Source organism: Bacteroides sp. K03, from assembly GCF_019734355.1.
GTDB lineage: Bacteria > Bacteroidota > Bacteroidia > Bacteroidales > Bacteroidaceae > Bacteroides > Bacteroides nordii.
The window spans coordinates 78,187-91,444 of record NZ_JAASHC010000021.1 but is presented as its reverse complement, the minus strand read 5'-3'; the positions used below and the strand labels follow the sequence as shown (position 1 = coordinate 91,444).

12 protein-coding genes are annotated in these 13,258 nt (G+C 39.7%); all 12 read left to right on the top strand.

The genetic code is table 11. The features are described from left to right. Window positions 1-89: 89 nt before the first annotated feature. The 12 genes from HCG69_RS14485 (at window position 90) to kdsA (ending at window position 13,073) form a co-directional block, all read left to right on the top strand. The gene (locus HCG69_RS14485; RefSeq protein WP_196039058.1) at window positions 90-452 is read left to right on the top strand and encodes a hypothetical protein; all 363 of its coding nucleotides are present in this window, start codon (window positions 90-92) and stop codon (window positions 450-452) included. A gap of 60 nt (window positions 453-512) precedes the next feature. After that, complete coding sequence (locus tag HCG69_RS14480) at window positions 513-1,058, top strand: hypothetical protein (RefSeq protein ID WP_122200931.1); 546 nt, start codon at window positions 513-515, stop codon at window positions 1,056-1,058. A 263-nt stretch (window positions 1,059-1,321) separates the two neighbouring features. Next, window positions 1,322-2,575 carry a nucleoside permease gene (locus HCG69_RS14475; RefSeq protein ID WP_002559541.1) on the top strand — a complete coding sequence of 418 codons (1,254 nt, stop codon included), beginning with the start codon at window positions 1,322-1,324 and terminating at the stop codon, window positions 2,573-2,575. Window positions 2,576-2,577: 2 nt separating this feature from the next. Continuing rightward, window positions 2,578-3,141 (top strand): bifunctional nuclease family protein, encoded by a 564-nt coding sequence (locus tag HCG69_RS14470; RefSeq protein WP_002559540.1) that lies wholly within the window; start codon window positions 2,578-2,580, stop codon window positions 3,139-3,141. An 8-nt stretch (window positions 3,142-3,149) separates the two neighbouring features. After that, window positions 3,150-3,842 carry a 16S rRNA (uracil(1498)-N(3))-methyltransferase gene (locus HCG69_RS14465; RefSeq protein WP_221650615.1) on the top strand — a complete coding sequence of 231 codons (693 nt, stop codon included), beginning with the start codon at window positions 3,150-3,152 and terminating at the stop codon, window positions 3,840-3,842. Window positions 3,843-3,965: 123 nt separating this feature from the next. Continuing rightward, a complete protein-coding gene (locus HCG69_RS14460; RefSeq protein WP_221650614.1) occupies window positions 3,966-5,522 on the top strand; it encodes a DUF4836 family protein in 1,557 nt (518 codons plus the stop codon). Between the two features lie 10 nt (window positions 5,523-5,532). Further along, window positions 5,533-6,177, top strand: coding sequence for an ATP-binding cassette domain-containing protein (locus HCG69_RS14455; protein ID WP_221650613.1), 645 nt, complete (start codon window positions 5,533-5,535; stop codon window positions 6,175-6,177). Between the two features lie 11 nt (window positions 6,178-6,188). Further along, a complete protein-coding gene (locus HCG69_RS14450; protein ID WP_195348496.1) occupies window positions 6,189-7,394 on the top strand; it encodes an ABC transporter permease in 1,206 nt (401 codons plus the stop codon). Window positions 7,395-7,424: 30 nt separating this feature from the next. Further along, a complete protein-coding gene (locus HCG69_RS14445) occupies window positions 7,425-10,079 on the top strand; it encodes a TonB-dependent receptor plug domain-containing protein (RefSeq protein ID WP_221650612.1) in 2,655 nt (884 codons plus the stop codon). Between the two features lie 55 nt (window positions 10,080-10,134). Then, window positions 10,135-11,055 (top strand): tRNA (adenosine(37)-N6)-dimethylallyltransferase MiaA, encoded by a 921-nt coding sequence (gene miaA, locus HCG69_RS14440; RefSeq protein ID WP_221650611.1) that lies wholly within the window; start codon window positions 10,135-10,137, stop codon window positions 11,053-11,055. Window positions 11,056-11,227: 172 nt separating this feature from the next. Then, entirely contained in the window at window positions 11,228-12,157 is a 930-nt protein-coding gene (locus tag HCG69_RS14435; RefSeq protein WP_007484323.1) for a diacylglycerol kinase family protein, read from the top strand. A gap of 112 nt (window positions 12,158-12,269) precedes the next feature. Next, window positions 12,270-13,073, top strand: a complete 804-nt coding sequence (gene kdsA / locus HCG69_RS14430; RefSeq protein ID WP_002559532.1) for a 3-deoxy-8-phosphooctulonate synthase — start codon at window positions 12,270-12,272, stop codon at window positions 13,071-13,073. The last annotated feature ends 185 nt before the right edge of the window (window positions 13,074-13,258 follow it).

The window sequence follows — 13,258 nt, the reverse complement described above, 5'->3', positions numbered from 1 at the left end:
ACGCCCAGCGGCAAGGGGCGGGACCACCCGTCCCGACGAGCGTTGGTTTTCAGTGTTTACAAACATAGTAACTATTATAAACACAATACATGAAGTTAAATAATATCAGAAAATTAAATATAGAAGAAGAAATTCTTTTAGAAGAACTAGTACATCGATCAATTAAAGTTATTTCTCCCGATTGGAAGAATGGTTTATTAGTGGCCTCTTTAGAAGACGGAGGAATGGGAAGTTTGGCTTTATTTCCTTGTGATACACTCAATAAAGTACGACATTTTGGTTCGCAAGTTAGTGAATGCCAATTTAGGGATACCGATGGAGTATTGGTCGTAGCTTCATTATATTTAGATGAAGATGACAAACTTTACGAATTGGATATGTGGAAGGTTGATTTTAGCAAATTAATAAATATTCCTACTCATTTTGAGGATGTAGAATATTCAAATAAATAATCAGAGTAAGAGTCTATTTGCATTGAGGCAAGCATAACGGGGTTTAAATAAAATCACCATATGAAGTTACTTTTAAACACTTTATTGATATATTTAGTAGTTTCAATCTGGTCGTTTGGGTTAGCTAATGCCCAGACTATTAATATTTATGATGAATATAAGGCTAGTAGGAGAATTATTAAAGAAATTATCACCGATAATAATTTGGAAAAGACTTTAACCGGTTATGCTTATGGCGGTTATTTTATCGGCCAGTCTCTTTTTCTCATTATCAAAGAAGGAGATTCTTTTTTTGAAGTATATCAAGGAGAAAAAGGCAAAGGAATTCAAAACACCTATAAATTTGATTTGGCAGACAAGCGGTTAAGTTCTTTATTTGCATGGACAAAACATGATAAAGTAACATATAATATTCAATCCGACAAATACTTCGCTATTTATTACTACTTTGTATTATATGATAAAAGCCATAATAAGAAATTAGAATTTAATATATCAACAATGACTGCATATAAAAATGCTCAAAGATCAAGAAAGTTCCGCAAGTTGCTACCATTTACAAAAGAACAACAGAAGCTTATCGGGGAATTAATTAGTAATTTCTAAATATTTTAGAAAAGCATATCTTTAGAGTATGAAACTATAACAATTAAACACAGAGAATCAAACAACTAAAAAAATCAAATTGCATATCTAATTATAATCAGACTTCTTTTTCTTCTCAAATTTCCCTATACAAGGGGCTCTTTTCTCCACTCTTTTGGTACACAATCGGCGAAAAACATTATATTTGCAGCTATTATAAAATAGCAACAAGTTACAATTCGTAATAACTTGTAGCTTGTAACTCGTAACTAAATAAAAATAATATGAGTATCAAGTATCGACTAATTATTATGAACTTCCTGCAGTTCTTCGTGTGGGGATCGTGGTTAATTTCATTGGGCGGCTACATGGGTGGTGTCTTACATTTTGAAGGAGGGCAAATAGGTGCAATCTTTGCCACAATGGGTATAGCCTCTCTCATTATGCCAGGGCTGACTGGTATTATAGCCGACAAATGGGTAAATGCTGAACGATTATATGGGATACTACATATTCTGGGAGCTGCCAGCCTTTTCTATGCCTCCACAGCCACTGATTATAACCATATGTATTGGGCTATGTTGCTCAATCTGTTGGTATATATGCCTACGCTCTCATTAGCTAATACGGTATCTTACAACTCTCTCGAACAATATAAATGTGACATTGTCAAAGACTTCCCGCCTATCCGTGTATGGGGAACCATCGGTTTTATCTGTGCCATGTGGGCAGTAGATCTCACCGGATTCAAATCCTCTTGTGCACAACTCTATGTGGGTGGTGCAGCAGCACTTATTTTAGGTTTATATTCATTTACTCTGCCCGCTTGTCCGCCTGCCAAAAGTGAAAACAAAAGCCTGCTTTCTGCTTTCGGACTCGATGCTCTGGTATTATTCAAACGCAAGAAGATGGTTATCTTTTTCCTCTTCTCTATGTTATTAGGAGCTGCATTACAAATTACCAACAGTTATGGAGACCTCTTCTTAGGTAGTTTTGCTTCGATACCGGAATTCGCTGATTCGTTCGGTGTAAAACACTCTGTCATCCTACTTTCTATCTCACAAATGAGTGAAACCCTGTTTATTCTTGCCATACCATTTTTCCTCAGACATTTCGGCATCAAGCGCGTAATGCTTATCAGTATGTTTGCCTGGGTATTCCGTTTCGGACTTTTCGGTCTGGGCGATCCGGGTTCAGGGCTATGGATGCTGATACTTTCGATGATTGTCTACGGAATGGCATTCGATTTCTTCAACATTTCGGGCTCTTTGTTTGTTGAATTAGAAGCTAAGCCTGCTATCAGAGCCAGCGCACAGGGATTATTCTTTATGATGACCAACGGATTGGGAGCAATCATCGGAGGATATGCCAGTGGTGCTGTGGTGGATGCCTTCTCGGTATATGCCGACGGTATGTTGGTAAGCCGTGAATGGCCCGACATCTGGTTCATCTTCGCAGGTTATGCATTAGTTATCGGAATATTGTTTGCTCTGGTATTCAAATACAAACACCAGCCAGAGGAATTAAGTAAAAAGTAACAATGGATAAAAAGATAGAATTACAAGTATTAAATATCTCCAATAGTCAGGCGCAGGTAGGTGCCTACGCTTTGGTATTGGGGGAAGTGGGAGGCGAACGGCAACTACCTATCATTATAGGTCCGGCCGAAGCGCAAGCCACTGCCATCTGCCTGAAAGGAGTAAAAGCGCCGCGTCCCCTGACGCACGATTTATTCTATACATGCCTGAACGTTTTGGGCACCAAAATGCTCAGGGTGCTTATCTATAAGGCAAAAGAAGGTGTTTTTTACTCATATATCTACCTGCAGAAAGATGAAGAAATTATTCGTATCGATTCACGAACTTCAGACGCTATCGCTCTAGCCGTACGTGCAGATTGCCCTATTTTTATTTATGAGTCTATTCTTGAAAGAGAATATATCCGCCTGGATGATTCTGATCAGCCGGATACAGAGCAACAGGAAGAGGAGACAAATGATTCCGACAATGTGAATTCACTTGAACAAGCATTGGAGCAAGCTATCAAAGAAGAGAACTATGAACTGGCAGCCCGGTTACGCGATGAAATAAACAGAAGAAAATAAATTTAAATATGCACGTATTCTATACTCCCGATATACAGAAGAACCTTGAACTTCCGGAAGAAGAAGCACAACATTGTGTCCGTGTTTTACGACTCAACATTGGAGATGAAATCACCCTGACGGATGGTAATGGAAATTTTTACCGTGCGGAAATAACTGCCGCAACCAACAAACGTTGTTTGGTAAAGATACTCGAAACAATCCCACAAGAACCTTTATGGTCAGGACATTTGCACATAGCCATGGCCCCAACAAAAAATATGGATCGTAATGAATGGTTTGCCGAAAAAGCGACCGAAATAGGGTTTGATGAATTGACCTTTCTTAATTGCCGCTTTTCGGAACGAAAAGTCATTAAGATGGAACGCATTGAAAAGATAGTAGTATCTGCCATCAAGCAATCACTCAAAGCACGCTTGCCGAAGCTCAATGAAATGACAGATTTTGATAAATTCATCACCCAGGAGTTTACCGGTCAAAAATTCATCGCGCACTGTTATAAAGGTGAAAAGCCACTGCTTAAAAATATTCTGAAACCAGGAGAAGATGCATTGGTACTTATCGGACCGGAAGGAGATTTCAGCGAAGAGGAAGTAACCAAAGCAATAGAGAAAGGCTTTCAGCCCATAAGCTTAGGTAAATCCCGGCTACGAACGGAAACGGCAGCACTGGTAGCAACAATGGTAGTGAATAGTGAGTAGTGAGCAGTGATTAGTGATTAGCGGGCTGCGCTATCATACCGAATGGTACTAATCACTTATCACTACTCACTATTCACTACTCACTTATCACTAAAAAATACATCAATTAAAAAACAAATAGTTATGGCAAAAAGAATGATTTCCCGACTTTCAGTGCTGGTAGTACTGATGGTATTCATGGCAGCTTGTTCAAAGAAATCGGAATACACAAATGTTATACCTGCTGACGCTTCGGCCGTAGCATCTATCCATTTGAAATCACTGGCTGATAAATCCGGACTGAAAGACAAAGAGAATGAAGCAGCCAAACAAAAGATGATAGAGGCACTGAAAAGTGGAACTACTGCGGCAACTTTCCAACAGTTAGAAAAAGTCTTGAATAACCCTAAAGAATCAGGAATAGATGTGGATGCACCTGTTTATGCATTCACTGCAACCAGTTTTCCATATACAGCTCTGGTAGCTAAAGTGTCAGACCAGGATAAACTGCATACTTCACTGGACATAATGGTGAAAGAGCAAATCTGCCAACCCATAGAAGCAACAGATGGTTATAGTTATACACGAATGGGACAACGTGACATCTTTGCTTTTAATGAAACAACAGCTATGCTGGTACAGACGGGCAGTACATCACAAATGGAAAATGCTCAGAAGATGATCAGCGAGCTAATGAAACAAACCACTGAAAAAAGTATCGCTAACAATGCTGGTTTTCAAAAAATGCAAAAACAGAAAGGTGATATTAATTTCTTTGCATCTTTAGCAGCACTTCCTAAAGAATACGCACGCCAACTGAATCTGGGTTTAACCGGTATAAAAATAGATCCCAAAGATATAATGGCTCTGGGTAGTCTTAGCTTTGAGAAAGGAAAGATTGCTCTACTTTTTGAATACTATACAGAGAATGAAGAGGCAAAAGCCATGTTGAAAAAACAGGAGAAGGCAACGATCAAACTGAATAATACTTTCCTTAAATATTTCCCTGCATCAACCATCGCATTTATGAGTGTAGGAGCCAATGGAGAAGAGTTGTACAACCTGTTACAGGAAAATGAAGAATTCCGTAACACAGTATCTATTTCCAAAGCAGAAGAAGTGAAAGCCCTGTTCGCTTCATTCAACGGTGATATATCTGCCGGACTGATCAATGTAACTATGGGCAAAGATCCTGCTTTCGTAGCTTATGCAGATGTAAAAAACGGAAATGCACTAAAAGCTCTTTATGATAATAAAAAAGCACTGAATCTGAAAAAAGGCGAAGATATCGTTCAATTGGGTGAAAATGAATATGTGTACAAGTCAAGAGCTATGAATATCTTCTTTGGGCTTAAAGACAAGCAAATGTATGCTACAAATGATGAATTACTTTATAAAAACATTGACAAAGCAACTGATAAATCTATAAAAGACGTTGCCTATGCTTCGGATATGAAAGGAAAGAACTTCTTCTTTGTTGTTAACATGGATGCTATCCTCGAACTCCCGATTGTAAAAATGATGGTAGGCTTCGGAGGTGAAGAATACCAAATGTACTATAACCTGGCATCACAAATTAGTTATCTGGAAATAAGCAACGTAAGCGACGGTGTCAGTGAAATAGACCTCGTTTTGAAAGACAAAGACACCAACTCGCTGAAACAGATTGTAAACTTCGCCAAGAAGTTTGCCGGCATGTAATTTTCTGAACATGGAAACAATTCATCTGCAGCAAACACTTCCCCAAGTGTTTGCTGACCGTAATTCTATCACATCGGATATCTGGCATAAGAACATTATATTCCGTAAAGGAGAAATGTACCTGATTGAAGCAGCCTCCGGTACCGGAAAATCATCATTATGTAGTTATATATATGGCTATCGAAGCGATTATCAAGGTATTATAAATTTCGACGAGACTAATATCAAGGCATACACAGTAGAGCAGTGGGTCAACCTACGCAAGCATTCACTGAGTATGCTTTTTCAAGATTTACGCATCTTCTCCGAACTCACAGCATTCGAGAATATTCAATTAAAAAATAATCTGACCGGATACAAAAAGAAAAAAGAGATTCTTGCTCTTTTTGATGCAATGGGTATTGCCGACAAAGCTAATATAAAGGCAGGAAAATTATCTTTTGGCCAACAGCAACGTGTTGCTTTTATCCGTGCACTATGCCAGCCTTTTGACTTCATCTTTTTGGACGAACCTATCAGCCATCTGGACGATTATAATGGACAAATTATGAGTAGCCTACTAACGGAAGAAGCCGGAAAACAAGGTGCGGGAGTTATTGTTACTTCCATCGGAAAACAGATTGAATTGCCTTATAACCAAGTATTACGCTTGTAACAGATCATACGATTATGAAACTTATCTGGAAACTTCTTCGTCAACATATCAGTATCGGCCAGCTTGCCGGTTTCTTTCTTGCCAATCTGTTTGGTATGGTTATTGTATTGCTCAGCGTACAGTTTTATAAAGATATTATCCCTATGTTTACAGAGGGAGATAGTTTCATGAAGAAAGACTATATCATTGCTACCAAAAAGATAAGTACCCTTGGGGCTTTTGCCGGAAAAAGCAATACTTTCTCTCCACAAGAGATAGAGAATCTGAAGAAACAGCCTTTTACTAAAAGTGTAGGTGCATTTACTCCTTCACAATTTAAAGTGTCAGCTGGTTTGGGGATGCAAGAAGCCGGTATCCGGCTTTCTACAGATATGTTCTTTGAAGCAGTGCCCGATGAATACGTAGATGTAAAACTCGACAAATGGCATTTTGACGAAGAGACACATACCATCCCCATTATCATTCCACGTAATTATCTGAATCTGTACAACTTCGGATTTGCTCAAAGCCGTAGTCTGCCCAAGCTCTCCGAGGGCGTAATGAGCCTTGTACAAATGGACATCATGATGCGTGGAAACGGACGTGTAGAACAGTACAAAGGAAACATTGTAGGTTTCTCCAACCGACTGAATACGATATTGGTACCGGAATCTTTTATGGTATGGGCGAATAAAAATTTCGCTCCGGAAGCAGAAGCACAGCCGTCACGCCTCATCATCGAAGTAGGAAATCCTGCGGATGCCTCCATTGCCAAATATTTCCAGCAAAAAGGATACGAAACTGAAGATGGCAAACTTGATGCAGGGAAAACAACCTATTTTCTCCGCCTCATTGTTGGCATTGTATTGGGTGTGGGGCTCTTTATCAGTGTACTTTCTTTCTATATATTGATGTTAAGCATCTTTCTTCTGTTGCAAAAGAATACTACCAAACTGGAAAATCTGTTACTGATAGGATACAGTCCTGCACGGGTTGCACGTCCTTATCAAGTACTTACTTTAGGATTGAATACAGTAGTACTTGCTGTATCGATCAGCCTTGTAGCTTGGTTACGTCATTCTTATATAGCTGCACTTAGCTTACTCTTCCCACAACTGGAAATTGGTTCACTCTGGCCGGCTATTACCATCGGGATACTTTTATTTGTTATTGTCTCTGCTTTTAACCTGTTTACTATCCGCAAAAAAGTAGACTCCATCTGGCGAGGACACCATTAAAGATCACACAAAGTAAAACAAGAAACTATCATGAAAAGTCTAATACTTCCTATAGTACACAAATATACTGTTACAATCTTTTTATGGGAGGTATTATTTACTCCTCTCCAGATGCTTTCAGCACAAAATAAGCTGGATAGTGTTGTTTCTTACTTTCATCAGTTACAAGGCACCCATCAGGAAAAATTATATCTGCATTTAGATAAGCCATACTATGGAGCCGGAGATAACATTTGGTACAAAGGTTATTTAGTAAATGCAACCAGCCACCTGGAGAATCCTAAAAGTAACTTTATCATCACAGAATTAATTAATCGCACTGACTCCATCATATTACGAAAGAAAATCAGACGGGATTCTCTGGGATTTCAAAATGCCTTCACCTTACCAAGTACGCTTCCTGCTGGAGATTATTACATCAGAGGATACACTAACTGGATGCAGAATGAAGATCCGGTATTTTTTTATTCCCGTAATCTCCAAATAGGTAACTCTATTGATGTCACTATCCTCTCTACAATTGAATATCAACCGGACACTAAAAACAATTATCTGGCCAAAATCCGATTTGCAGATAACAATAACAAACCTTATAATAATATACAGGTAAGGTTTCAATACTTTGAAGATGGAAAAGCAGAAAAACGGGGAAAGAAAAAGACGAATGAATATGGACAAATTTATATCCCACTCAACGGAATAAAAGAAGAAGGACAAAGAAGAATTGAAGTTACATTTGATGATCCTCAGTATGTTTTTGAGAAAACCTTTCATCTACCGGTTTTCTCAAAAGACTTTGATGTTACTTTTTTCCCGGAAGGAGGTGCGCTATCAACTGTTCTTCGACAAAATATTGCTTTCAAAGCCCAGGGTACCGACGGACTATCCAGAGAAATTAATGGATATCTGATGAATAGCCAGGGAGATACTCTTGAAATCATACGCTCAGAACACAATGGTATGGGCGTATTTTCTATGAGTCCGATAGCCGGAGAATCTTATCATGCCCTTATTACCTCTTCTGACAGTATCACAAAACGTTTTGATCTTCCTGCTGTCAAAACAGACGCTATCACCCTCGCGATAGTTCACCATAAGCAAAACATACTGTTTGAAGTTCAAAAGTCAGAACAGGCTGCATGGCCCAAGGAATTATATTTATTGGCACATACCCGAGGAAAACCGGTAATATTTCAATCCATTAATACGGAAAAGCCCTATGGTATGATAAAGAACGGTCTGCTAACAGAAGGAGTCACCCATTGTCTGGTTGTAGATGGCTCGGGTAGAGCCATCAGTGAACGCCTAATATTCATTACAGACAGGCAGACACCCGACTGGAAAATAAAAACGAACAAAGAAGTCTATAACAAAAGAGAGAAAGTATCCTTACTGGTAAAGGCTACAGATTTCGCAGGCGCCCCACTAAACGGGAATTTCTCTATCAGCATTACCAATCACAAAGACATACAAACAGACTCACTGGCTGACAATATATTATCAAACTTATTGTTGACTTCCGACCTGAAAGGGCATATTGAAAACCCCGGCTACTATTTCCTGAAACAAGATGCAAAGACTCAACGATATCTGGATCTCATAATGTTAACACATGGCTGGCGCAGGCATCAGATAGAAAATGTATTTCGTAAACCAATTATACACATAGACAATTATATAGAAGCAGGCCAAACCATCAGTGGACGAATAAAAGGACTTTTCGGAAAAAATATCAAGAAAGGACCGATCTATGTACTTGCACCTCAAAATAAAATTATAAAGACAACACTAACCAATGAAAAAGGAGAGTTCATTGTTAACACTTCTTTTAGAGACAGCACCACCTTCATCATACAGGCACGTACCAAAAGAGGATTCGCCGGAGTGGATATATTAGTAGATAACCCACCACTGCCTAAAACTTATAACCTGCACCCTTATCCTCAAACTTCTAATCTATCTATGGATGACTATCTGATAAATACCCGTGAGAAATACTATATGGAAGGAGGCATGCGAGTATATAACCTTAAAGAAGTTGTTGTGACGGCCAACCGCAATCTATCAACTCAACAAAATTTGTATTCAGGCATTTCTGATTACACACTCAAAGATGAACGATTGGCACAAAAAGGAGGGCTACCTTTACTAACCGCCATAACTGAACTACCGGGAGTAAGCCAAAATAACGGTCAAATATACCTGCGCAACAACTCACAAGCAGCCCTTTTTGTTATTGACGATTTGATTGAATCGGATTATAATAGACTTGAAGCGATACAAATTGATGATATAGAGGAGCTGAATCTTATCAGAGACGCAGGAGCAAGCTATTTCGGTTCTCAAGGAGCGGGAGGGGCTATTGTCATTACGATGAAGGATCCTGGAAAGATTCCGCCTCCTCCCGCACGTGGTATCATCACATACACTCCATTGGGTTATAGCCAGTCCGTAGAGTTTTATCATCCCACTTATGATACCCCACAGAAGAAAGAGAACACTACAACCGATCTACGTACCACAATCTACTGGAATCCGGAACTACAATGGAATGCTGATGGAACAGCGACCATTGAATATTATATGCCAGACAGTACAGCCCCTCAGGATATTGTTATCGAAGGAGTTAGTAAGAACGGCAAAATCTGTCGTTTTACGAAAACGATTAATCAGCCTTCCAATTGATTAGTTACTACTTTTTCTTATCTTTGTACATGTCTATTTTATAAAAAATACAACTATGCCAGACTATGAATTAATTACCATTCTTGGTCCTACCGCTTCGGGAAAGACTCCATTTGCTACCGCACTGGCTGCAGAACTAAATACCGAAATCATTAGTGCAGACTCACGGCAAATATACCGGGGCATGGACCTGGGTACAGGTAAAGATATTGCCGACTATACTATTAATGGTAGAGAAATACCTTATCACTTGATTGATATAGTGGAACCTGGTTATAAATACAATGTTTTTGAGTATCAGCGTGATTTCCTGAAAGCTTATGAGACTATTAAACAAAAAGGATGCCTGCCCGTTTTATGTGGAGGGACGGGCATGTACCTGGAGTCCGTATTGAAAGGATACCGGTTAATGCCGGTACCCGAGAACCCGGAATTGAGAACACGATTGGCAGATAAATCGTTGGAAACACTGACCGGGATTCTTCAACAATACAAGACATTGCACAATTCGACTGATGTAGATACAGTGAAACGTGCGATACGGGCCATAGAAATAGAAGAGTATTATGCCAAGCATCCAATAGCAGAACGAGAATTTCCACAACTCAATAGTCTGATCATCGGAGTAGATATTGACCGGGATTTACGTCGGGAAAAAATCAGCCGGCGATTGAGACAACGTTTGGACGAAGGTATGGTAGATGAAGTAAAACAGTTACTTGCACAAGGGATCAAAGCAGAAGATTTGATTTATTATGGACTGGAATACAAATTTCTGACACTATACGCCATTGGGAAACTTACTTACGAAGAAATGTTCGCCCAACTGGAAACCGCCATCCATCAATTTGCCAAACGGCAAATGACTTGGTTTAGGGGAATGGAAAGAAGAGGATTCACCATTCACTGGGTGGATGCAACGTTGCCTACAGAAGAAAAGATAGCTTTTGTAAAGCAAAAGCTCAAAGGTATTTAGTATCTTTGGCAACAGAAAAAAACAGATACTTTAACCACATACTATCTTTGCAAGAAAGTATATAAATCAAGTCAAAGAAAAGGATAAAGTACGAGAACTATTCCATTAAAAGACCTCTAAGCAGGAAGTTTTTTAATCAGAAGAGATGATTTTTAAATAATAGATCAGAGAGATGAGCGTAGAACCAGGAAAATGGGGCGTAATATACAATCCCAAAGCCGGAACACGGAAGGTGCAAAAACGATGGAAAGAAATCAAAGAGTACATGGACCAGAAAGGTGTGTCATACGACTATGTACAGTCCGAAGGTTTCGGTTCAGTAGAACGACTTGCCGGAATTCTGGCAAATAATGGCTATACTACCATTGTAGTAGTAGGCGGTGATGGTGCTCTGAACGACGCAATCAATGGTATAATGCTTTCCAACGCTACTCATAAAGAAAGTATCGCTATCGGCATCATACCCAATGGTATAGGAAATGACTTTGCCCGATACTGGGATATCGGCATGGACTACAAACAGGCAGTAGACTGGATTATCAATAACCGCCGGAGAAAAATTGATGTAGGATATTGTAATTTCTACGATGGCGAACAACACCAACGCCGTTACTTTCTCAATGCCATAAACATCGGCTTTGGTGCACGTATCGTGAAAGTGACCGACGGAACCAAACGTTTTTGGGGAGGAGTCAAATTTCTCTCATACCTGGCGGCCTTCTTCCTGTTATTTTTTGAACGAAACCTGTACAGAATGCATCTCCGCATCAATGACGAACACATCCGGGGGCGTATTATGACCGTATGTGTGGGTAGTGCCTATGGTTACGGGCAAACTCCAAGCGCTGTGCCTTACAATGGATGGCTGGATGTTTCGGTTATCTACCGTCCGGAGCTCTTGCAGACCATGTCCGGGCTATGGATGCTGATTCAGGGACGAATACTAAATCATAAAGTAGTAAAAAGTTACCGAACAAAGAAGGTAAAAGTACTCCGTGCAAAGAATGCCGCCGTTGATCTGGACGGACGAATCTTACCCAAGCACTTTCCACTGGAAATAGGTATCCTGCCGGAAAAGATAACTCTGATTATACCCAATTAGTAATGCTTCAATGTGCCGATATGCCAATGTGCCAATTGGCTGCGCTATCGGAGAAACAGGACGCATAACAATTGGCATATGACCGTATTGGTAAATTAACTAATTATTTATTATGATAGAACAATTAAAGAACAATCCCTCCGGCAACTTTTTCCTGCTTGCCGGTCCTTGTGTAATAGAGGGTGAAGATATGGCAATGCGTATTGCAGAAAAAGTAGTCAATATCACTGAAACTCTAAAAATCCCATATGTATTTAAAGGCTCGTATCGTAAAGCCAACCGTTCACGTCTGGATTCATTTATGGGAATAGGCGACGAAAAAGCATTGAAGATATTAAAGAAAGTACATGATACATTCGGAGTACCCACCGTTACAGATATTCACTCGGCTGAGGAAGCAGCAATGGCTGCTGAATATGCGGATGTACTCCAAATCCCTGCATTTCTTTGTAGACAAACAGATATTCTGGTTGCGGCTGCTAAAACAGGAAAAGTGGTAAACATAAAGAAAGGGCAGTTTCTTTCTCCGATGGCAATGCAATTTGCAGCAGCTAAAGTTATAGAAGCCGGTAACAAAGAGGTAATGCTGACTGAACGTGGAACAACTTTCGGTTATCAGGATCTCGTAGTTGACTATCGTGGCATTCCGGAAATGCAAACGTTCGGTTTCCCCGTAATCCTGGATGTGACCCATTCTTTACAACAACCCAACCAAACCAGTGGAGTCACAGGTGGAATGCCCCAATTGATAGAAACCGTCGCTAAAGCCGGAATTGCAGTTGGTGCAGATGGACTCTTCATAGAAACCCATGAGAATCCGGCAATAGCCAAAAGTGACGGTGCCAATATGCTGAAACTGGACTTACTTGAAGGTTTACTAACGAAACTGGTAAGAATCAGAGAAGCGATAAAATAGTGATAAGTGGATTAGTGATAAGTGATAAGTGACAAGTAAGTTAGTGAATTAGTGATTAATGATTAGTGATAAGTACTTTGCAGAGTGATAGCGCAAGCCAGCTAATCACTTATCACTTATCATTAATCACTAATTCACTACTTTTTGTGATTTATCTTTCCCTCCTCCGACAGATAGTACAAAAC

Bases quoted from the DNA above. Each gene is read 5' to 3' on its own strand.
- HCG69_RS14485 (WP_196039058.1), top strand. From the start codon at position 90: ATGAAGTTAAATAATATCAGAAAATTAAATATAGAAGAAGAAATTCTT.
- HCG69_RS14480 (WP_122200931.1), top strand. From the start codon at position 513: ATGAAGTTACTTTTAAACACTTTATTGATATATTTAGTAGTTTCAATC.
- HCG69_RS14475 (WP_002559541.1), top strand. From the start codon at position 1,322: ATGAGTATCAAGTATCGACTAATTATTATGAACTTCCTGCAGTTCTTC.
- HCG69_RS14470 (WP_002559540.1), top strand. From the start codon at position 2,578: ATGGATAAAAAGATAGAATTACAAGTATTAAATATCTCCAATAGTCAG.
- HCG69_RS14465 (WP_221650615.1), top strand. From the start codon at position 3,150: ATGCACGTATTCTATACTCCCGATATACAGAAGAACCTTGAACTTCCG.
- HCG69_RS14460 (WP_221650614.1), top strand. From the start codon at position 3,966: ATGGCAAAAAGAATGATTTCCCGACTTTCAGTGCTGGTAGTACTGATG.
- HCG69_RS14455 (WP_221650613.1), top strand. From the start codon at position 5,533: ATGGAAACAATTCATCTGCAGCAAACACTTCCCCAAGTGTTTGCTGAC.
- HCG69_RS14445 (WP_221650612.1), top strand. From the start codon at position 7,425: ATGAAAAGTCTAATACTTCCTATAGTACACAAATATACTGTTACAATC.
- miaA (WP_221650611.1), top strand. From the start codon at position 10,135: ATGCCAGACTATGAATTAATTACCATTCTTGGTCCTACCGCTTCGGGA.
- HCG69_RS14435 (WP_007484323.1), top strand. From the start codon at position 11,228: ATGAGCGTAGAACCAGGAAAATGGGGCGTAATATACAATCCCAAAGCC.
- kdsA (WP_002559532.1), top strand. From the start codon at position 12,270: ATGATAGAACAATTAAAGAACAATCCCTCCGGCAACTTTTTCCTGCTT.